General features: G+C 71.1%; 20 protein-coding genes and 1 pseudogene. 14 read left to right on the top strand and 7 right to left on the bottom strand.

The window, feature by feature from the left end; all coding sequences use genetic code 11:
* Positions 1 to 101: 101 nt before the first annotated feature.
* The 8 genes from AC156L_RS38705 (at position 102) to AC156L_RS38670 (ending at position 9,636) form a co-directional block, all read left to right on the top strand.
* The gene (locus AC156L_RS38705) at positions 102 to 1,091 is read left to right on the top strand and encodes a LacI family DNA-binding transcriptional regulator (RefSeq protein ID WP_330875199.1); all 990 of its coding nucleotides are present in this window, start codon (positions 102 to 104) and stop codon (positions 1,089 to 1,091) included.
* Positions 1,092 to 1,239: 148 nt separating this feature from the next.
* Positions 1,240 to 2,916 carry a ribulokinase gene (araB, locus tag AC156L_RS38700; RefSeq protein WP_330875198.1) on the top strand — a complete coding sequence of 559 codons (1,677 nt, stop codon included), beginning with the start codon at positions 1,240 to 1,242 and terminating at the stop codon, positions 2,914 to 2,916.
* Entirely contained in the window at positions 2,916 to 3,581 is a 666-nt protein-coding gene (locus AC156L_RS38695; RefSeq protein WP_330875197.1) for an L-ribulose-5-phosphate 4-epimerase, read from the top strand. Before araB ends, AC156L_RS38695 begins: the two co-directional genes overlap by 1 nt.
* A 28-nt stretch (positions 3,582 to 3,609) precedes the next feature.
* A complete protein-coding gene (gene araA / locus AC156L_RS38690; protein ID WP_330875196.1) occupies positions 3,610 to 5,127 on the top strand; it encodes an L-arabinose isomerase in 1,518 nt (505 codons plus the stop codon).
* Positions 5,128 to 5,155: 28 nt separating this feature from the next.
* Positions 5,156 to 6,283 carry a multiple monosaccharide ABC transporter substrate-binding protein gene (gene chvE / locus AC156L_RS38685; RefSeq protein WP_330875195.1) on the top strand — a complete coding sequence of 376 codons (1,128 nt, stop codon included), beginning with the start codon at positions 5,156 to 5,158 and terminating at the stop codon, positions 6,281 to 6,283.
* 54 nt (positions 6,284 to 6,337) lie between these two features.
* Positions 6,338 to 7,867: a multiple monosaccharide ABC transporter ATP-binding protein gene (gene mmsA / locus AC156L_RS38680; RefSeq protein WP_330875194.1), complete on the top strand. Its 1,530-nt coding sequence runs from the start codon at positions 6,338 to 6,340 to the stop codon at positions 7,865 to 7,867.
* 4 nt (positions 7,868 to 7,871) lie between these two features.
* A complete protein-coding gene (gene mmsB, locus AC156L_RS38675) occupies positions 7,872 to 9,116 on the top strand; it encodes a multiple monosaccharide ABC transporter permease (protein WP_330875193.1) in 1,245 nt (414 codons plus the stop codon).
* A gap of 40 nt (positions 9,117 to 9,156) precedes the next feature.
* Complete coding sequence (locus tag AC156L_RS38670) at positions 9,157 to 9,636, top strand: TspO/MBR family protein (protein WP_330875192.1); 480 nt, start codon at positions 9,157 to 9,159, stop codon at positions 9,634 to 9,636.
* Between the two features lie 4 nt (positions 9,637 to 9,640).
* Here AC156L_RS38670 and AC156L_RS38665 read toward each other — a convergent pair whose 3' ends face one another.
* Together AC156L_RS38665 and AC156L_RS38660 are read right to left on the bottom strand one after the other, a co-directional pair.
* On the bottom strand, positions 9,641 to 10,378 hold the full coding sequence (locus AC156L_RS38665) for a hypothetical protein (protein ID WP_330875191.1): 738 nt from the start codon (positions 10,376 to 10,378) through the stop codon (positions 9,641 to 9,643).
* On the bottom strand, positions 10,375 to 10,884 hold the full coding sequence (locus AC156L_RS38660) for a SigE family RNA polymerase sigma factor (RefSeq protein WP_330875190.1): 510 nt from the start codon (positions 10,882 to 10,884) through the stop codon (positions 10,375 to 10,377). Before AC156L_RS38660 ends, AC156L_RS38665 begins: the two co-directional genes overlap by 4 nt.
* Positions 10,885 to 11,016: 132 nt before the next feature.
* Between AC156L_RS38660 and AC156L_RS38655 the strand changes: the two genes are divergently transcribed.
* Together AC156L_RS38655 and AC156L_RS38650 are read left to right on the top strand one after the other, a co-directional pair.
* Positions 11,017 to 11,928 carry a hypothetical protein gene (locus tag AC156L_RS38655; protein WP_330875189.1) on the top strand — a complete coding sequence of 304 codons (912 nt, stop codon included), beginning with the start codon at positions 11,017 to 11,019 and terminating at the stop codon, positions 11,926 to 11,928.
* Between the two features lie 43 nt (positions 11,929 to 11,971).
* Positions 11,972 to 12,295 (top strand): hypothetical protein, encoded by a 324-nt coding sequence (locus AC156L_RS38650; protein ID WP_330875188.1) that lies wholly within the window; start codon positions 11,972 to 11,974, stop codon positions 12,293 to 12,295.
* Here the strand turns inward: AC156L_RS38650 and argS are convergent.
* Together argS and AC156L_RS38640 are read right to left on the bottom strand one after the other, a co-directional pair.
* Positions 12,236 to 13,978, bottom strand: coding sequence for an arginine--tRNA ligase (argS, locus tag AC156L_RS38645; RefSeq protein ID WP_330875187.1), 1,743 nt, complete (start codon positions 13,976 to 13,978; stop codon positions 12,236 to 12,238). The genes AC156L_RS38650 and argS overlap by 60 nt on opposite strands.
* 63 nt (positions 13,979 to 14,041) lie before the next feature.
* Positions 14,042 to 15,382: a C40 family peptidase gene (locus tag AC156L_RS38640; protein WP_330875186.1), complete on the bottom strand. Its 1,341-nt coding sequence runs from the start codon at positions 15,380 to 15,382 to the stop codon at positions 14,042 to 14,044.
* A gap of 210 nt (positions 15,383 to 15,592) precedes the next feature.
* Between AC156L_RS38640 and AC156L_RS38635 the strand changes: the two genes are divergently transcribed.
* Positions 15,593 to 16,144 carry an HD domain-containing protein gene (locus AC156L_RS38635; protein ID WP_330875185.1) on the top strand — a complete coding sequence of 184 codons (552 nt, stop codon included), beginning with the start codon at positions 15,593 to 15,595 and terminating at the stop codon, positions 16,142 to 16,144.
* On the opposite strand, the gene AC156L_RS38630 is transcribed toward AC156L_RS38635, so the two are convergent.
* Positions 16,141 to 16,980, bottom strand: a complete 840-nt coding sequence (locus tag AC156L_RS38630; protein ID WP_330875184.1) for a PaaX family transcriptional regulator — start codon at positions 16,978 to 16,980, stop codon at positions 16,141 to 16,143. The genes AC156L_RS38635 and AC156L_RS38630 overlap by 4 nt on opposite strands.
* Before the next feature lie 78 nt (positions 16,981 to 17,058).
* Entirely contained in the window at positions 17,059 to 17,499 is a 441-nt protein-coding gene (locus AC156L_RS38625; RefSeq protein WP_330875183.1) for a MarR family winged helix-turn-helix transcriptional regulator, read from the bottom strand.
* An 87-nt stretch (positions 17,500 to 17,586) separates the two neighbouring features.
* On the opposite strand from AC156L_RS38625, the gene AC156L_RS38620 reads away from it, so the two are divergent.
* Complete coding sequence (locus tag AC156L_RS38620) at positions 17,587 to 17,913, top strand: hypothetical protein (protein WP_330875182.1); 327 nt, start codon at positions 17,587 to 17,589, stop codon at positions 17,911 to 17,913.
* Positions 17,914 to 17,982: 69 nt separating this feature from the next.
* Here AC156L_RS38620 and AC156L_RS38615 read toward each other — a convergent pair whose 3' ends face one another.
* Entirely contained in the window at positions 17,983 to 18,435 is a 453-nt protein-coding gene (locus AC156L_RS38615) for an ATP-binding protein (protein ID WP_330875181.1), read from the bottom strand.
* A gap of 480 nt (positions 18,436 to 18,915) precedes the next feature.
* Between AC156L_RS38615 and AC156L_RS38610 the strand changes: the two are divergent.
* Together AC156L_RS38610 and AC156L_RS38605 are read left to right on the top strand one after the other, a co-directional pair.
* A pseudogene (locus AC156L_RS38610) lies at positions 18,916 to 19,140 on the top strand (transposase); the annotation flags it as partial.
* Positions 19,141 to 19,191: 51 nt separating this feature from the next.
* Complete coding sequence (locus tag AC156L_RS38605; RefSeq protein WP_484407749.1) at positions 19,192 to 19,356, top strand: IS3 family transposase; 165 nt, start codon at positions 19,192 to 19,194, stop codon at positions 19,354 to 19,356.
* Positions 19,357 to 19,552: the final 196 nt, after the last annotated feature.

The following is a 19,552-nucleotide window of genomic DNA, read 5'->3' as shown; positions in this document are numbered from 1 at the left end:
GTGGAACGCGGTCCGGATCGGGCCGTCCGGGCGTCATTACCGCAGTTCGGCGATGTGATCGATAACATGTGCCGGTGGACAAGGTGACGCGGGAGCCTGCGATGACGGACGTGGCACGCCTGGCGGGCGTGTCGCACCAGACCGTGTCGAGGGTGCTCAACGGGCATCCGAACGTGCGGGAGCAGACGCGCAACCGGGTGCGGGCGGCGATCTCCGAGCTCGGCTACCGCCCGAACAGGGCAGCGAAAGCCCTGGTCACGGGCCGTTCGCAGGTGCTGGGCGTGGTGGCGCAGAACTCGACGCTCTACGGGCCCGCGTCGCTGCTGGTGGCGTTCGAGAACGCCGCGGCCGAGGCGGGGTTCACCGTCAGCGTGGGCAACGTCAGCGTGCTGGACCGGCACTCGATCGGGCGCGCGGTGGAGCAGCACCTCGACCAGCGGGTGGCGGGGATCGTGGTGATAGCGCCGGTCGCGTCGGCCAACGAGGCCCTCGACCACCTGCCCGCGGACGTGCCGCTGGTCACCATCGACGGCGACCCGGCCCGGCCCGCGGCGCTGGTCACGGTGGACCAGGCCGCGGGCGCGCGGGAGGCGACGAAGTTCCTCCTGGCGGCGGGCCACTCGACGGTGTGGCACGTGTCGGGTCCGTCGGACTGGTTCGACGCGATCGGGCGGATCGAGGGGTGGCGGGCGGCCCTCACCGAGGCCGGCGCGGAGATCCCCCCGGTCATGGCGGCCGACTGGACCGCCGCGTCGGGGTACCGGGCGGGGCAGATGCTCGCGCGGATGCCGGACGTGACGGCGGTGTTCGCGGCGAACGACCACCTGGCGCTCGGCATCCTGCGCGCGATGAGCGAGCGCGGCAGGCGGGTCCCGGAGGACGTGAGCGTCGTCGGGTTCGACGACGTCCCCGAGGCCGCCTACTTCATCCCGCCGCTGACCACGATCAGGCCGGACTTCGAGGCCGTGGCCAGGACGACGCTGGGGATGCTGCTCGGGCAGATCGAGTCCGGCTCGTCGACGTCCACGCGGCACACGATCGCGCCCGAGCTGGTGGTGCGCGACAGCGTCGCCGGTCCTGGACAGCGTTGAGAACGCTCATCACGATCTCGCGCTGACCGGATCTCCTTCACGGGCAAGGTGTCCGTCGAGTTACCGAAACGTTGCGCCGTTCTGTTGACGGCAGGAATGTTAGCGATAACACTTCGGCGGACAAGCTGTCGGACGAAGGTGTCTCACCATGGTGATCGATCCCCAGGACGCACTCGTGGTCGGAGTCGACTTCGGCACGCTGTCCGGCCGCGCCGTCGTGGTGCGCGTCCGCGACGGCGCCGAACTCGGCAGCGCGGTGCACGAGTACCGGCACGGCGTCGTCGACCGCGTGCTGCCCGCCACCGGACGGGCGCTGCCGCCGGAGTGGGCGCTCCAGGTCCCGTCCGACTACGTCGACGTGCTGCGCGAGGCCATTCCCTCGGCCCTCGCGGCGGCGGGCGCCGACCCGAGGCACGTCATCGGCGTCGGCACGGACTTCACCGCGTGCACGATGGTGCCGACCACGGCCGACGGCACGCCGCTGTGCGAGCTGCCCGAGTTCGCCGAGCAGCCCCACGCCTACGTCAAGCTGTGGAAGCACCACGCCGCGCAGGGCCAGGCCGACCGGATCAACGAGCTGGCGCGCAAGCGCGAGGAGCCGTGGCTGCCGCGCTACGGCGGGCTGATCTCCTCGGAGTGGGAGTTCGCCAAGGGCCTGCAACTGCTGGAGGAGGCCCCCGAGGTCTACGCCGCGACCGAGCACTGGGTCGAGGCCGCCGACTGGATCATCTGGCAGCTCACCGGCACCTACGTGCGCAACGCGTGCACCGCGGGCTACAAGGGGATCCGCCAGGACGGCACCTACCCGAGCCAGGACTTCCTGCGCGAGCTGCACCCCGGCTTCGAGCGGTTCGTCACCGACAAGCTGGACCACGAGATCGGCGCGCTCGGCGACCGCGCGGGCGGGCTGTCCGCCGAGGCCGCCGCGTGGACCGGGCTCCCCGAGGGCATCGCGGTCGCGGTCGGCAACGTCGACGCCCACGTCACCGCGCCCGCCGCGAACGCCGTCGAGCCCGGCCAGATGGTCGCGATCATGGGCACCTCCACCTGCCACGTCCTGTCCGGCGCAGACCTCCGCGAGGTGCCGGGGATGTGCGGCGTCGTGGACGGCGGGATCATCCCCGGCCTCTGGGGCTACGAGGCGGGCCAGTCCGGCGTCGGCGACATCTTCGGCTGGTTCGTCGAGCACAACGTGCCCGCCGACTACCAGCGGCGCGCGGCCGAGCGCGGCATCTCCGTGCACGACCTGCTCACGGAACTGGCCGCGGAGCAGGAGATCGGCGAGCACGGGCTGGTCGTGCTCGACTGGCACAGCGGCAACCGCTCGGTGCTGGTCGACCACGAGCTGAGCGGCCTGGTCGTCGGCCAGACGCTCGCCACCCGCGCCGAGGACACCTACCGGGCGCTGTTCGAGGCGACCGCCTTCGGCACCAGGACCATCGTGGACGCCTTCGTCGCGTCCGGCGTCCCCGTCACCGAGCTGATCGTCGCGGGCGGTCTGCTGCGCAACGAGCTGCTGATGCAGATCTACGCCGACGTGACCGGCCTGCCGCTGTCGGTGATCGGCTCCGAGCAGGGGCCCGCCCTCGGGTCGGCCATCCACGCCGCGGTGGCCGCGGGCGCCTACCCCGACATCCGCGCGGCCGCCGCCGCCATGGGGTCCGTCCGCCGGGGCGTCTACCAGCCGGTTCCGGCGAACGTCGAGGCCTACCAGGCGCTCTACGCCGACTACGTCGAGCTGCACGACCACTTCGGTCGCGGCGGGAACGACGTGATGCACCGGCTGAAGGCGCGCAAGCGCGCCGCGACCGAGGGGAAGAGCTGATGTCGTTGGGACAGGTGATCGCGGACCTGCGACGCACCGTCGCCGAGCTGCACGGGGAGCTCACCAGGTACGGGCTGGTGATGTGGACCGCGGGCAACGTGTCGGCGAGGGTGCCGGGGGAGGACCTGATGGTGATCAAGCCGTCGGGCGTGTCCTACGACGAGCTGACCGCCGCCACGATGGTCGTCACGGACCTGCACGGCGAACTGGTGGAGGGCGACCTGGCCCCCTCGTCGGACACGGCGGCGCACGGGTACGTGTACCGGCACATGCCCGAGGTCGGCGGCGTCGTGCACACGCACTCGCCCTACGCCACGGCGTGGGCCGCGCGCGGCGAGCCGATCCCGTGCGTGCTGACGATGATGGCCGACGAGTTCGGCGGTGACGTCCCGGTCGGCCCGTTCGCCATGATCGGCGACGACTCCATCGGCCGCGGCATCGTGGACACGTTGCGGGACAGCAGGTCCCCTGCCGTGCTGATGCGCAACCACGGCCCGTTCACGGTCGGCCCGGACGCCCGCTCCGCGGTGAAGGCCGCCGTGATGGTCGAGGACGTCGCCCGCACCGTCCACATCGCGCACCAGCTCGGCAAGCCGGGCGACATCGGCCAGGACGACATCGACCGCCTGCACGTCCGCTACCAGAACGTCTACGGGCAGGCCTGAGCCCGTGGAACCACGAGGAGAGCCAGCCATGTCGACCGCCGCCAAGCCCCAGCTGTGGTTCCTCACCGGCAGCCAGCACCTGTACGGACCCGAGACGCTGGAGCAGGTGGCGAGCCAGTCGCAGCAGATCCAGCGCACGCTCACCGCGTCCGGCCGGATCTCCGCGGAGATCGTGTGGAAGCCGGTGCTGACCGACTCCACCGCGATCCGCGCCGTCATGCTCGCGGCCAACGCCGACCCGTCGTGCGTCGGCGTGGTCGCCTGGATGCACACGTTCTCGCCGGCCAAGATGTGGATCACCGGGCTGGACGTGCTGCGCAAGCCCCTGCTGCACCTGCACACCCAGCTCAACTCGGCGCTGCCGTGGCAGTCCATCGACATGGACTTCATGAACCTCAACCAGGCCGCGCACGGCGACCGCGAGTTCGGGTTCATCCAGACCCGCCTCGGGGTCGCGCGCAAGACCGTGGCCGGGCACGCGTCCGACCCGGCGCTGGCGACCAGGATCGACGGCTGGGCGCGGGCCGCGACCGGCCACAGCCACCTGCGGAACCTCAAGCTGGCCCGGTTCGGCGACAACATGCGGGACGTCGCCGTGACCGAGGGCGACAAGGTCGAGGCCGAGTTGAGGTTCGGCGTCTCGGTGAACACCTACGGCGTCAACGACCTGGTGGCCGTGGTCGACGCCGTCGCCGACGACGCGATCTCCGTGCTGGTGGCGGAGTACGCCGACGCCTACGACCTGGCGCCGGAACTGGCCAGGGGCGCCGAGCGGCACGAGTCGCTGCGCTACGCCGCCCGGATCGAGCTGGGGATGCGGCAGTTCCTCACCGAGGGCGGGTTCGGCGCGTTCACCACGAACTTCGAGGACCTCGGCGGTCTCCGGCAGTTGCCGGGCCTGGCCGTGCAGCGGCTGATGGCCGACGGCTACGGCTTCGGCGGCGAGGGCGACTGGAAGACCTCCGCGCTGCTGGCCGCGGTGAAGGCGATGGGCACGGGCACCGGGCGCGGCACGTCGTTCATGGAGGACTACACCTACCACTTCGGGCCCGGCGAGCCGAAGATCCTCGGCGCGCACATGCTGGAGGTGTGCCCGAGCATCGCGGCCCAGCGGCCGTCGTGCGAGATCCACCCGCTGGGCATCGGCGGCAGGGAGGACCCGGTCCGGCTGGTGTTCGACGCCACGGCGGGCCAGGGCGTGGTGATCGGGCTGTCCGACCTCGGCGACCGGTTCCGCCTGGTGGCCAACGAGATCGAGGTCGTGCCGCCGGACGAGCCGCTGCCGAACCTGCCCGTGGCGCGCGCGGTCTGGAAGCCCGCCCCCGCGCTGTCCACCTCGGCCGAGTCGTGGCTCACGGCGGGCGGGCCGCACCACACGGTGCTGACCCAGGCCGTCGGCGCGGAGACGCTGCGGGACTTCGCGCACATGGCGCACACCGAACTCGTGGTGATCGACGGGGCGACCACGACGGCGGACTTCGGGGACCGCCTGCGCTGGAACCAGGCCTACTACCGACTCGCCCAGGGCTTGCCCGGCTGGCGATAGCACGAACCGATCCCGACAGGAGAGACCGATGAAGTTCACCCGTGTCGCCGCGATGGGTGGCGCTCTGGCGCTCACCGCGGCGCTGAGCGCCTGCGGCTCGTCCACCAAGACGGTCGACCAGCAGGCGGAGTCCGGGTCCGGTGCGGGCTCGCTCGTGGGCGTGACCATGCCGACCAAGTCGTCCGAGCGGTGGATCCACGACGGCGACAACATCAAGGCGGCGCTGGAGGAGCAGGGCTACCAGGTCGACCTCCAGTACGCGGAGAACGACATCCCGACGCAGGCCAACCAGATCGAGAACCAGATCACCAAGGGCGCCAAGGTGCTCATCGTGGCCTCGATCGACGGCAAGGCGCTCACCACGCAGATCCAGCAGGCGGCCGACAAGAAGATCCCGGTCATCTCCTACGACCGGCTGATCCTCAACAGTCCCAACGTCGACTACTACGCCACGTTCGACAACTTCAAGGTCGGTGTCGAGCAGGCCACGTCCCTGCTGACCGGGCTCGGCCTGAAGAAGGCCGACGGCTCCGAGGGCGACGCGAAGGGCCCGTTCAACATCGAGCTGTTCGCGGGGTCGCCGGACGACAACAACGCCACGTTCTTCTTCAACGGCGCCATGTCCGTCCTCCAGCCGTACCTCGACAAGGGCACCCTCGTCGTCAAGAGCGGCCAGAAGGACTTCGCCACGGTCGCGATCCTGCGGTGGGACCCCGCCACGGCGCAGCGCCGCATGGAGGACGTCATCACCTCCAGCTACGGCGGCGGCGCGCTGGTCCAGGGCGTGCTCTCGCCCTACGACGGCCTGTCCATCGGCATCCTCTCGGCGCTCAAGAGCAACGGCTACGGCACGGGCACCCAGCCCTACCCGATCGTGACCGGCCAGGACGCCGAGGTCGCCTCGGTGAAGTCGATCGTGTCCGGTGAGCAGTACTCCACCATCTACAAGGACACGCGCCAGCTCGCCGACGTCGCCGTGAAGATGGCCGACGCCATCCTCAAGGGCGGCAAGCCCGAGATCAACAACCCGACCGACTACAACAACGGCCAGAAGGTCGTCCCCACCTTCACCCTCCCCGTGGTCACCGTCGACAAGGCCAACTACCAGAAGGTCCTGATCGACTCCGGCTACTACACCGCCGACCAGATCAAGTAGTCGCCGCCGGCCGGGCCCCCACCGGGGCCCGGCCCGTGAAGGGACCGACCAGCGATGGCAGACGACATCCTGCGCATGCGGGGGATCACCAAGACCTTTCCCGGCGTCAAGGCGCTCCAGGACGTGGCGCTGTCCGTGCGCCGCGGCGAGATCCACGCGATCTGCGGCGAGAACGGCGCGGGCAAGTCGACGCTGATGAAGGTGCTGTCCGGGGTGTACCCGCACGGCTCCTACGACGGCGAGATCACGTTCGACGGCGAGCCGTGCGCGTTCTCCGGGATCCACGACAGCGAGCGGCGCGGGATCGTGATCATCCACCAGGAGCTGGCGCTGTGCCCGCAGCTCTCCATCGCGGAGAACCTGTTCCTGGGCAACGAGCTGGCGCACCGCGGCCTGATCGACTGGAACCGCACCAACCACGCGGCGGCCGAGCTGCTGGAGCGCGTCGGGCTGCGGGAGAACCCGACCACGCCGGTGCTCGACATCGGCGTGGGCAAGCAGCAGCTCGTGGAGATCGCGAAGGCGCTGTCCAAGGAGGTGCGGCTGCTCATCCTGGACGAGCCGACCGCCGCGCTGAACGACGAGGACTCCGCCCACCTGCTCGACCTGCTGCGCGAGCTGCGCGAGCAGGGCATCACCTGCGTGATCATCTCACACAAGCTCAACGAGATCGCGGCCGTCGCCGACTCGATCACGATCCTGCGCGACGGCCGGACGATCGAGACGCTGGACATGGTCACCGACGACGTGACCGAGGCCCGGATCATCTCCGGCATGGTCGGCCGCGACCTGTCCGACCGCTTCCCGCCGCACGAGCCGAACATCGGGGAGGAGGTGCTGCGCATCGAGGACTGGACCGTGCACAGCCCGACCCAGCGCGGCCGGGTCGTGGTGTCGGGCGCGAACCTGGTGCTGCGGCGCGGGGAGATCGTCGGACTGGCCGGGCTCATGGGCGCGGGCCGCACCGAGCTGGCCATGAGCGTGTTCGGCCGCTCCTACGGCACCGACATCTCCGGCCGGGTGGTCAAGGACGGCCGCGAGATCGACGTCCGCACGGTGCGCGACGCGATCCGCAACGGCATCGCCTACGTCACCGAGGACCGCAAGCGCTACGGCCTCAACCTCATCGAGGACATCAAGCGCAACATCTCCGCGGTGGGCCTGTCGAAGCTCGCCAAGCGCGGGTGGGTGCACGAGAACGAGGAGCAGCGGGTCGCCGAGGACTTCCGGCGCAGCATGAACATCAAGGCGCCCGGCGTCGCCACGACCACGGGCACCCTCAGCGGCGGCAACCAGCAGAAGGTCGTGCTGTCCAAGTGGATCTTCACCGATCCGGACGTGCTGATCCTCGACGAGCCGACCCGCGGGATCGACGTCGGAGCCAAGTACGAGATCTACACGATCATCAACAAGCTCGCGGACGAGGGCAAGGCGGTGCTGGTGATCTCCTCGGAGCTGCCCGAGCTGCTGGGCCTGTGCGACCGCGTCTACGCCCTGTCGGCCGGACGGATCACCGGTGAGGTCGACCGCGCCGACGCGACCCAGGAACGACTCATGCACTTCATGACCAAGGGACAGGAGTAGCGGCATGACCAGCACCGCGCCCACGGACGCCGAAGTCCCTGCCGAAGTCCACAAGGGACGGAAGCCACCGGCGCAGCGCCGGTTCTCGATCAACCCCCGGCAGAGCGGCATCTACGTCGCGTTCGGGCTGATCGTCGTCCTGTTCACCGTCCTGACCGACGGTGCGCTGCTCCAGCCCCAGAACATCTCCAACATCATCGTGCAGAACTCCTACGTGCTGATCCTGGCGATCGGCATGATCCTGATCATCATCGCCGGGCACATCGACCTGTCCGCGGGATCGGTGGTGGCGCTGACCGGCGCCATCTGCGCGGTGCTGACGGTCAACATGGGCGTCCCGTGGCCGCTCGCCGTGCTGATCACCCTGGTCGCGGGCGGCGTCATCGGAGCGTGGCAGGGCTACTGGGTCGCCTACTTCGGCATCCCGGCGTTCATCGTCACGCTCGCGGGCATGCTGGTGTTCCGCGCGCTCACCCTGACCGTGCTGGGCAACCAGGGCATCGGCCCGTTCCCCGACCAGATCCGCACGCTGTCCAACGGCTTCGTCGAGGGCTTCCTCGGCAACATCGGCCTCGGCCCGCTGGGCGGCGCCGACCTGTTCACGCTGCTCGTCGGGATCGCCGTCGTCGCGGGCATCGCCATCACGCAGTGGCGCTCGCGCCAGGGCCGCATCGGCTACGGCCAGACCGTCGACCCGTTCCCGCTGTTCGTGCTCCGCATCGTCGCGCCCGCCGTCGTGGTGCTCGCCGTCGTCGTGCAGCTGGCCCGGTTCAAGAACCTGCCGTGGGTGCTCGTGCTGCTGGCCGCGCTGGTGCTGGGCTACTCGCTGCTCACCAACCGCGCGGTGTTCGGCCGCCGCATCTACGCCGTCGGCGGCAACCTCCAGGCCGCCACGCTGTCCGGCGTGAAGGTCAAGTCCGTCACGTTCTGGATCTTCGTCAACATGGGCGTGCTCGCGGCCCTCGCGGGCGTGATCTTCGCGGGCAGGCTCAACCAGGCCGGACCCACCGCGGGCACCGCGTTCGAGCTGGACGCCATCGCGGCGGCCTTCATCGGCGGCGCGGCCGTGCAGGGCGGGGTCGGCAAGGTCGTCGGGGCCATCACCGGCGGTCTGATCATGGCGGTCATCAACAACGGCATGTCCCTGATCGGCGCGCCCAGCGAACGGGTGATGCTGGTGAAGGGTCTCGTCCTGCTCGCGGCCGTCGCCTACGACGTGTGGACGAAGAAGCGGGCGGGCTCGCGCTAGCCGTCGTGCGGGACGGGTCGGCCGCCCTTACCGTCGAGGGATGACCGACCTCTCCGCACGACGCTCGCACCCGATCGCGGGCCTGGCCGTCTTCGGCGCGGCCGTGGCCGCGGTCGCCGTGATCGGCTCGCTGTCCGCGGTCTCGGCCGCCTCGGACTACGCGGCGCTCCGGCAACCGTCGTGGGCGCCGCCGTCCTGGCTGTTCGGTCCGGTGTGGACGACCCTCTACGTGATGATCGCCTTCTCCGGCTGGCTCGCCTGGCGGGCCGGGGCGCGGCGCGAGCTGGTGCTGTTCGGCGCGCAGCTCGTGCTGAACGCCCTCTGGACGCCGCTGTTCTTCGCCGCGGGCCAGTACGGGCTGGCGCTGGTGGACATCGTGCTGCTGCTGGCGAGCATCGTCGCGCTGATCGCCGTCTTCGCCCGCCGCAGCCGCCTGGCCGCCGGGCTGCTCGTGCCGTACCTGCTGTGGGTGGGGTTCGCGACCGCCCTCAACGCGAGCATCTGGTCGGCGAACACCTGAGCCCTCAGTACGGCATGACGTTGCCCTCGCCGTCGTAGGCGACGAGCCGGAACCCGCCCAGGTCCTCGTCGACGGGGATGTCCCGCGGGGCGAACCAGAAGATCGTGATGTTGCCGTCCGCGCTCCACCCGGCCGTGCGGGCGGTGGCGACCTGCTCGTCGCCCAGTTCGAGCACGATCCGCCGCACGTCGCCCTCGTAGTACCCGTACAGCCGGGTTCCCCCCGCCGCCGCGCCGCGGGTGGTGACCGAGTGGAAACCGGTCCAGTGGCCCGCCGCGCCCGTGGTCTGCGACGGGATGACCCGGCCGACGCCGTTCGTGCCGATGGTCAGCCCGTACCCGGTTCCGCCCGGTACCGCCGGCCGTTCGGTGTCGCGCGTCGCCGTGGGGGCGCGCCCCTCGCGGTGGGTGGGCTCGCGGTACCCGGCGACGAAGTAGAGGACCTCGTTGGCGAACCCGGTCGTCACGACGTTGCCGACCGGGAGCGAGCCGGGGTTGGCGGGCCTGGCGGCGGTGACCTCGATGGTGGGCTGCTCGGGGACCGTGCCCGCGCCCGACCCGCCGAGGACGGAGATCGCCACCAGCAGCGCGGCCGTGCCGCCGACGACCCCGCCGCCGCGCACGAGCCTGCGCCTGGTCCTGATCCGCCGCCCGGACTCCATGACCGCGCCGACGTCGACCGAGCCGAACCCGTCGGGGGGCGAGCCGTGCAGGGCCGAGCGCAGTGCGTCGAGGTCCGTCATCGGGTCTCCTCCCCGGCGGTGGCGCCCGCGGGCGACAGGGTGGTCCTCAGCTTGGCCAGCGCACGCGAGTTCGTGCTCTTCACGGTCCCCAGCGACACCTTCAGCTCGGCGGCCACCTCGGCCTCGGACAGGTCGAGGTAGTGCCGCAGCACGATGATCGCGCGTTCCCTCGCGGTCAGCTGCGCCAGCACCCGCATCAGCCACTCCTGCTGGGCGTGGTCCTGGGTGAAGTCGCGCGCCTCGGGGTGGTCCGGGAACGTCTCCCGCACCTGCTCCTTGATGGGCCGCCGCCACCGGTCGATGGTCAGGTTGGTCAGCACGCGCCGGGCGTAGGCGTACGCGTCCTGGTTGCGCACCCTCGACCAGGACGCGTACGTCCTGGCGAGCGCCGACTGCACGGCGTCCTCAGCCTGGTGGCGGTCGCCGATCAGCAGGTGCGCGGCGCGCAGCAGCCTGGCCGAGTTCGCCTCGACGAACTCCACGAACTGGCGGTCACCCCTGCTCACGTGCCTCCCTCGCGCACTCCACGCCGATACCGACGGATGGCACCGCCGAAAGGTTGAGGGGTCGCGGCCTCAACTTCTCGGCGGCCTGCCTCGTCAGGACCCAGTGCGAGCCCCGACCGCGAAGGAGGCACCGTGCTGGACCGCAAGGCACTGTCCGTGATGGCCATCGGAGCGTTGACCCTGCTCGCCGCGTGCGGCACGGCACCGCGTCCCGCGGAGACCGTCCCGCCCACGTCCTCGGCCGCGGACACCGGCGCCCCGGCCGCCTTCGTGGCACCCCCGGCCGCCGGGAGCCCGGAGAGCAAGGCCGAGGCCGACTCGGTGACCTCGGAGAACCTGATCGCGGACTGCATGAGGGCGCAGGGGTTCACCTACGTGCCGAGGCCGCTCAAGTTCGGCAGGGCCGCGGGCAACCTGGCCGGGACGGACCCCGCGCTCGTGCCGTACGAGGACCTGAAGAGGTACCGCGCGAAGTACGGGTTCGGGCACTTCGCCCGCGACGTCTACCCGGACGACCTCGACGTCTCGTTGCCCGAGCCGCCGCCGAACCCCAACACCGCCATCCGCGACGCGCTCGACGAGGCCGGGAAGAAGGCCTACGACCTGGCGCTCGACGGGGGAGCGCGCGAGGCGGGGGCGCGCGACTCCGCCCAGCCCCCTCGGTCGGCCGACAGCTGCTCGGCCAGGGCGTCCGAGCGGGTCTACGGCGAGGAGAAGCCCGCCGATCCAGCCGAGGAGGCCGCCGCCGCGCAGGCCCAGCGGGAGTTCCAGACCGACCCGCGGCTCCTGGAGGCCGCCCAGGGCTACGCGACCTGCCTGCGCGGCCAGGGCTACGAGGTGACCGCGGTGGAGCCGGGGGCGATCGAGCGCACGGTCGAGCAGGTCGCGACGACGCTGCACGCCGAGGCGCGGGGCGAGAACCTCCAGCAGGGCCTCGACCGCGAGATCACGATGGCGCTGGAGGACCTGGAGTGCGGCAGGGCCTACGAGGTCGTCGCCAAGCCCAAGGTCGAGAAGGTGCTGGCCGAGGGCGGGGTCGGCTGAGGTGGCCGGTCCCCGGCGTGGTCGGGTCGGGGCGACGCAGCTCGTGACCGAGACACCCGCGGCGGGCACGACGCTGACGTCCGGTGACGGGCTGATGGAGGTCGGCGGCCGACCGGTGCCCGCGCCGCCGCGGCCGTCGCCCGACCGGACCCTGCCCGCCGTCGGCACGACCACCGGCCTGCTGGGCGCCGCGATGGCCACGGGCCGCTGCCGCGACGAGGGCCACCTGGCCGGGCGCGACCGCGTGGCCGTCCTCGGTGGCGGCGCGGCGGAACTGCTCGGCGTGCACCGGACCGCGGCCGGACCCCTAGAGGCGCTCGGGGGCGTCGATGCCCAGCAGCGACAGACCGAGCACGAGCACCCGTGACGTGAGCTGGGCGAGCACCAGCCTGGACTCGCGCGCCTCCGGGCCCGTGCCGTCCTTCAGGATCGGGCAGGCGTCGTAGAACGTGGTGAACGTGCTGGCCGTCTCGTACAGGTAGGTGGTCAGCTTGTGCGGCGAGTACGCCTCGATCGCCGCGTCCACCGCCGCCGGGAACCCGAGCAGCTTCACCACGAGCGCGCGCTCGGCCGGTTCGGTCAGCACGACCGGCGCGCCCGCCGACGGCACCGACCCCGCCTTCGCCAGGATCGAGCGGATGCGGGCGTTGGCGTACTGGAGGTACACCGAGGTGTTGCCCTCCTTGGCCAGCATCTTCTCCCAGGTGAACACGTAGTCGCGCTCGCGGTCGTTCGACAGGTCCGCGTACTTCACCGCGCCGATGCCCACGACCTTCGCCAGCCGCGCCTGCTCCTCGGCGTCGAACGCGGTGCGCTCGGCGATCACGGCGGCGGCGTGGTCGACGGCCTCGGTCAGCAGGTCGACGAGCTTGAGCGTGCCGCCCGCCCGCGACCGGATGGTCTTGCCGTCCTCACCGAGGATCGAGCCGAACCCGACGTGCTCGGCGTGCTGGTCGGTGAGGTAGCCCGCCTGCCGCGCGGCGGCGAACACCATCGTGAAGTGCTGCGCCTGCGGCGTGCCGACGACGTAGAGCAGGTCGGTCACCTCGCGCTCGCGGACCCAGTACCGGATCGTGGCGAGGTCGGTGCTGGCGTAGTTGTAGCCGCCGTCGCTCTTGCGGATGATCAGCGGCAGCCGGTCGCCCTCGCGGTTGGTGAAGCCGGGCGGGAACACGCACAGCGCCCCGTCGCTGACCTCGGTCAACCCCTTGGCCTCCAGCTCGGCGACGGTGTCGGCGAGGTAGGGGTTGTAGAAGCTCTCCCCGTAGACGTCGGCCGACGTGAGCCCGATGCCCAGCAGCTCGTACACCTTCTCGAAGTGCCGGGTGGACTCCTCCACGAGCCCGCGCCACAGCGCCAGCGTCTCCTCGTCGCCGCCCTGCAACGCCACGACCCGCAGCCGGGCCCGCTCGACGAAGTCCGGGTCGGCGTCGAACTTCTTGCGCGCCGCCACGTAGAACCCGTTGAGGTCGCTGATCGAGTGCGACCCGGACCCGGCCTTCCACCCCTCGTCCACGAGGTGCTCGATGAGCATCCCGAACGGCGTGCCCCAGTCGCCGAGGTGGTTGTGCGGGATCACCTCGTGGCCCGCGAAGCGCAGCAGCCGCATGATCGCGTCACCGATGATCGACGACCGCAGGTGGCCGACGTGCATCTCCTTGGCCACGTTCGGGCTCGACAGGTCGATCGCGACCCGGCGCGGGGCGTCGGTCGCCGCGGCGCCCATCCGGTCGTCGCCGAGCAGACCGGCGGCCTGGTCCTGCAACCACTCGGTGCGCAGCACGAGGTTCACGAACCCCGGCCCGGCGATCTCCGGGGTCTCCACCAGGTCCGCCGAGTCCAGGTGCTCGACCACGGCCTGCGCCACGTCGCGCGGCGCCTTCCCCAGCTTCTTGGCCAGGCTCATGGCCACGTTGCACTGGTAGTCCACACCCTCGCGGGTGGAGGGTCGCACGAGCGCCTCGGCCGGGGTGATGTCCACACCCAGGGCCGTGCGCAGCGCTACCGCCACCCGACGACCCAGTTCCACTCCGACGTCACCCTGCAACACCGCTAGACCTCCAGGCTCGTACTTCCTTGAGCCCAGTATCCCGCCCGGTGGAAATCGGGTTCGTCAGCCCACGACGCGGCGGATCGTCGCGACCGGACCGATGGCGTCGATGGGCGACACCTTGACCGTCTCGCCCGAGGTCGGGGCGTGCACCGCGTAGGTGCCGTCGATCGCCATCGCCACGTGCCCGAGGTCGGCTCGGTAGAGGATCAGGTCACCGGCCCTGACCTGGTCGCGCGGCACGGCGGTGCCGATCAGGGCCTGCGTGTAGGTGACGCGCGGGATGGTCACGCCCGCCCTGCGGTACGCGGTCTGCATGAGCCCGGAGCAGTCGTAGGTGTCCGGCCCGACGGCGCCCCACACGTACGGCTTGCCCAGCTCGCCGAGCGCGAACCGCAGCGCGTCACCGGCCGCGCCCGCCGGGATGTTCGGGTTGACCGACGGTCCGGTGCCGGACAGCCGGGCCAGGTCTGCCGGGGCGAGCGCGCCGAGCGCCTGCCGCACCTCGGTCACCGTGCCGTCCAGACCCGCCTTGCGCTGGTCGGCCAGAGCCACGGCCGCGAGCGCCTCGTCGGCCAGCCGCTGGGCGGTGCCGCGGTCCTCCTCGGCCTTCTTGCTGGTGGCCTCGACCTGCGCGCGGGCGTCCTCGGCCTTCTTCTGCGCCGCGGTGGCGTCGTCAGCCGCCCTCTGCGCCGTCGCGACCATCGCGCCGTGCCGCTCGGCGTAGACGTCCATGATCATCGCCGCGTCGAGGTACTCCTCGGGCGACTCGCTGCTGAACACCGCCGCAAGCCCGTTGAGGCGCAGGCCCTTGAACGAGATCTCCACCAGGTGGTCGACCTCGTCCTGCAAGGTCGTGGCCAGCGCCCTCGACTCCTCCTGGAGGGTCTTCGCCTTCGCCGCGGCCAGCACGGCGTCCTCGGCGGCCTTCTTCGACGCCGCCGCGTCCGTCGTCGCCTTCTCGGCCGCGGCGCGCTTGTCGAGCAGGTTCTGCTGCGCGGCGAGCGCGTCCTGGTTGGCGGTGGCCGCGGCCTGGCTCAACTCCAGGTACCTGGTCATCTCCGCCGAGTTCGGCACGGCGGGGGAGTTCGGCAGCGTCGGCGTCGTGGTCGGCGCGGCGGTCGAGGACGACGACGAGGACGGCGGCGCGGTGGTCGTGCTGCCCGCGGGCGGCGTGGTGGTGGCGGCGGGCGGGGTGGTCGTCGTCGGGGGAACGGTCGTGGTCGGGGGGACCGTGGTGGTGGGGGGTGCGGGCGTCGTGGTCGGAGGCGGGGTCGTCGTCTCCGGAGGGGGCGTCGTCGTGCTCGACGGAGCGGACGAGGACGGGTCCGGCTGGGCCACGGACGCGGGGGCTCCACCGGCGAGCACCACGGCGACCACGAACACCACCACGAGACCACGCATGGACGCCACCCCTCATAGGCACCGCGAACCCCACCACTTTGTCACGGTGAGTGGTCAATTCGGCGTAAGGCGGGGAGCGAAGTTCTCAGCGAAGTGCGAAAACGGGCGACGAACTGACCGGTTCGCGTCACCGGAAGCGACAGCTCCATCCTTTCGGGGGGGTGGCGGGTGACCCCTCCGGTACCGGCCGCCGCCACTAGCCTCGTACCCGTGATCCTCCTGCCGAACGACGTCCTGTCCCTGCGGGTGCTCGACTTCGCCCGCCTGCACGAGGCGCCCCCCGTCCTCAACCACAGCGTGCGCACCTACCTGCACGCCGCCGCCATCGCCGAGCGCGACGCCGTCGAGCACGACGCCGACACCCTGTTCCAGGCGTGCGTGCTGCACGACATCGGCACCGCCGACGCCTTCGACGGTCCGGTCCGGTTCGAGGTGGAGGGCGCGGACGCCGCCGCCGCGTTCCTCACGGCCGAAGGCGTGCCCGCGCGGGCCGTCGACCAGGTGTGGGAGGCCATCGCGCTGCACACGTCCGGCCAGATCGCCGAGCGGCGCGGTCCGATCACCATGCTCACCCGCCTCGGCGTGCTCGCCGACTTCGGCGAGGGCAGCGCGGAGTTCGAACGGGCCTACCCGAGGCTCGACATCGAGGTGGAGTTGAAGCGGCTGGTCGTGGAGCAGGCGCGGCGCAACCCCGCCAAGGCTCCGAAGTCCTCGTGGCCGGGCTACCTCACCAGGACGAGGATCGACCCGGACGACTTCTAGGCCAGGACGTCGTCCCAGTGCCGCTGGGAGGCGGCCCGCCACTCGTGGTGCTTGCTGTGGAACAGCTCCGCGGCCTTCGCGCCGGTCCAGTTCTCCGGCAGCAGCACGGAGGGCAGGTCCGGGTCGAGGAAGGGGAACCGGCGCCACTCGTGGACCAGCAGGGTCTGCGCGTGCAGCGCGTTCTGCCCGGTGGTCGGCCGCACTCCGCTGAACTCGTCGATGAAGTCCTGGTACCGCAGGGTCAGGTCGCTCAGGTCCCACGCCCGCGCCACCAGGTCGTCCACCTCGCCGATCGAGCCGAACTCGGCGACGAACGACATCACCGGTGACTCGACCCCCAGTTCGGCGATGATCCTCGCCGCCTCGGCCTGCCTGCGCGTGTCCGGACTGACCCACACCCCCGGCTGCGGCGACCCGAACCCCGACCACGTCAACCGCGTCCGCACCCGGTGCCGCAGGTCGCGCTTCGCCTCGGGCACCGTCACGAACAGCATCAGCCACCGCCCGTCCCAGTCGCCCTGCTCTCGGCCGAACTCGGAGACCCGGTGAGCGCCCTCCGCCAGCAACCGGTGCCCCGGCGCCGTCAGGCACCACCGCACCCGCCGCCCCACCCGCTCCGACCGCAACCAGCCCTCCGCGGCCGTGCGGGACAGCGCCTGGCGCGCGGACTTCTCCTCGACCCCGAACAGGGCCAGCACCTCGACCACCGTCGACGTCCAGACCGGCGCCCGGCGGGGCAGCACGTACTCGCCCAGCACCGTCATCAGCACCGAGCGCGCGCTGGCGTGGCTGACCTCGCGCCGTCTCGACACCCTCGGGTGTGCGCCGTCCGCCATGTGCCCCACCAGCCTCGCTGAGGCAGCCCATTGTGATCTCCCCGACGAGCGGGCACAAGGATCGGGGAGAACGTCCACTCAGGACTCGGGTCTGAGCTTGCCGACCAGGTGCTCCAACACCGTCGCGAACAGCTCGGCCTCCGCGGGCGACCACTCCGCCACGATCTCGTCCAGCCGGTCCACCAGCCGCCGCCGAGCCGAGTCGATCGCGGCCCGCCCGTCGTCCGTGAGCAGCAGCAGCGTCGACCGCGCGTCCCCCGGATCGGGCTCCCGCACCACCAACCCGGCCTTCTCCAGCCGCGCCGCGTACCGGGTGGTCGCCGTCCGATCGATCCCGATCTCGTCCGCGAGCCGCGTCGAACTCACCGGCTCCATCCGCGCGATCCCGCTCAGCACCGGGTACGTCGTCTCGTCGACCCCGGTCACGTCGGACACCAGGTCGTCGTACAGGTGAGCCCTGGTGCTGCGGCGGAGCAGCAGGCCGAGAGCGGCCTCGACACGAGCGGCGGCGGAATGCACCCGATCAGTGTACGTGCAAGCGGCACGCACATCGGCTACAGTCCCATCTACGTGCAAGCGGCACGCACCCAAGCACCGGGAGATTCCATGGCCACCACCCCGCAGGACGTCCTCGCCGACGGCGAGGAAGGCACCCGCTTCGGCGACGAGTACGTCCGCAAGGGCACCATCGCCGCCTTCATCGTGAACGCCAAGGTCCTGGAGTCCGCGCCGGAGGGCAGTCCGGAGTACGAGGGCGCCGCCGCCCAACTCCGCACCCTGAAGTCCGCGCTGGACGCCGTGGGCCTGTTCGACGTGGTCACCATCCGCGCCCCGGCCGTGGCTGCGGTGCTGGCGGGCAGATCACCGGTGGACTCACGCAGAGCCCACTGTCCCGCTCCCGACCTCGTACCCGTGCGCCCGGCTGCGCCCTGAGCCGCAGCTCGGCCGCACCCGCTCACACGGCCCGGATCACCTCGACCGCACCCGCTCACACGGCCTGGATCACACGGCGTGCAACGGCCTGGCGGTCCGGTAGGCCAGTTCGGCCCACACCGTCTTCCCCCAGGTCCGCCGCGAGATCCCCCACCGCTCGGCGACCCGTTCGACCAGCACCAGGCCCCGTCCTCGGTACTTCCCCAACCGCGAAGTACCCATCACAGGCAGGAGATCAGCTTCTCCGTCGTCGACCTCGACCCGCACCCCGTACTGCTCGGGCAGTTCGGACACCCTCACCCGGCAGGGTGGAGTCGCGTGGTCGTACACGTTCGACACGAGTTCGTTGACCAACAGGACGGTGTCGTCCACGCAATCCTCGGACGCACCGCAGAGCACTTCGGCAACCCAGAGCCGCACGGCCGACAACGGCGGATGCGGGAACCGGCTGAGGTCGAGCGCCGCTGGCAGCTTCAGAACCGGTTTCACGAGCCTCCCACCACGAGCTTTAGGGCCCGCCATCTCCGAGACGAGGCCACGCAGGTGGTAGGTACCCCCATTCGGACGTCCCCACACGACCAGCCAACCCCAGCCCACCACCCGACGCCGCCATGCAAGGAAATCCGGTCCGCGCCAAGCCCGATCACCGACGCCAGGTCGTGTGTCGAGGACGCGACCAGCGCGTGTCGGTGGGCCAGGGCACCGCCGGGGACGTGAGCGTCGACTCCCCAGGTCGGCTACCAGGCAACGGTGCAGCTCGCAGCCATCGCCACCGAGCTACGACACAGGGGAGAACACGATCTGGACCAACCCGGCCCCGCATCAATGACGACAACGAACGATCCACCCAGGTCAGCCGACGACCACGGGCCCTGACCCCGATGGCGGACACCAGACGGACTCAGATCCGGACGATCCGGGTAGAGAGGAGCCCCGCACGGATGGCGATGAAGCACCACCCGTCAAAGTTCCGGGCCGAGGCCGGTCGCGCTCTACCGGTCCCGACCGGGCACGACGACCAGAACGGTGGCCCAGGACCTCGACACCAGCCACGAGACGCTCCGCAACTGGATCCGGATCGACGACGGCCACTCCGCGACCGGATCGTCGGCGGGTTCGGCCGAGGACGAGAACGCAGCGCTGCGCAAACGAATCCGCGAGGTGGAGGAGGAACGCAGCATCCCGCGCACAGCGGCGACGAGTTTCGCAGGGGAGACGCGCTGGTGAACAGCTTCGGAGTCCGTCGCAAACCACCAGCGATGTCACGGCCTGAAGAGGTTGTGCCAGGTCATCGGGGCTGCCCGCACCCACACCATCCATCGCGACTCGACCGAAACCTATGGCGTCCCGCGGCTCACCGTCGACCTAGGCGAAGCCGGGCACGTGGTCGACCTCAACCGCATCGCACGGGTCATGCGCGGCATCGGCCTGGCCGGGCTGTGACTGCGCCGCCGACACCGCACCACCACCCACCACGGGGCGGTCGCGGCAGTAGACCGGCTCGGCTGGGGCTTCAAGCACCCCAGCCGCCGATCACCCCCCTACATCGGCGACATCACCTATCTACCGATCACCGACGGCACCTTCGCCTGTCTCGCGATCGTGATGGACCTGCGCTCACGCCGCCTGGTCGGCTGGG

Source organism: Umezawaea sp., from assembly GCF_057122925.1.
This window is presented reverse-complemented; position numbering and strand designations above follow the sequence as displayed.

What these genes read in the sequence shown, in the direction of transcription:
- AC156L_RS38705 (WP_330875199.1), top strand. Translation starts at nt 102, where the DNA reads ATGACGGACGTGGCACGCCTGGCGGGCGTGTCGCACCAGACCGTGTCG.
- araB (WP_330875198.1), top strand. Translation starts at nt 1,240, where the DNA reads ATGGTGATCGATCCCCAGGACGCACTCGTGGTCGGAGTCGACTTCGGC.
- AC156L_RS38695 (WP_330875197.1), top strand. Translation starts at nt 2,916, where the DNA reads ATGTCGTTGGGACAGGTGATCGCGGACCTGCGACGCACCGTCGCCGAG.
- araA (WP_330875196.1), top strand. Translation starts at nt 3,610, where the DNA reads ATGTCGACCGCCGCCAAGCCCCAGCTGTGGTTCCTCACCGGCAGCCAG.
- chvE (WP_330875195.1), top strand. Translation starts at nt 5,156, where the DNA reads ATGAAGTTCACCCGTGTCGCCGCGATGGGTGGCGCTCTGGCGCTCACC.
- mmsA (WP_330875194.1), top strand. Translation starts at nt 6,338, where the DNA reads ATGGCAGACGACATCCTGCGCATGCGGGGGATCACCAAGACCTTTCCC.
- mmsB (WP_330875193.1), top strand. Translation starts at nt 7,872, where the DNA reads ATGACCAGCACCGCGCCCACGGACGCCGAAGTCCCTGCCGAAGTCCAC.
- AC156L_RS38670 (WP_330875192.1), top strand. Translation starts at nt 9,157, where the DNA reads ATGACCGACCTCTCCGCACGACGCTCGCACCCGATCGCGGGCCTGGCC.
- AC156L_RS38665 (WP_330875191.1), bottom strand. Translation starts at nt 10,378, where the DNA reads ATGACGGACCTCGACGCACTGCGCTCGGCCCTGCACGGCTCGCCCCCC.
- AC156L_RS38640 (WP_330875186.1), bottom strand. Translation starts at nt 15,382, where the DNA reads ATGCGTGGTCTCGTGGTGGTGTTCGTGGTCGCCGTGGTGCTCGCCGGT.
- AC156L_RS38630 (WP_330875184.1), bottom strand. Translation starts at nt 16,980, where the DNA reads ATGGCGGACGGCGCACACCCGAGGGTGTCGAGACGGCGCGAGGTCAGC.
- AC156L_RS38620 (WP_330875182.1), top strand. Translation starts at nt 17,587, where the DNA reads ATGGCCACCACCCCGCAGGACGTCCTCGCCGACGGCGAGGAAGGCACC.
- AC156L_RS38615 (WP_330875181.1), bottom strand. Translation starts at nt 18,435, where the DNA reads ATGGCGGGCCCTAAAGCTCGTGGTGGGAGGCTCGTGAAACCGGTTCTG.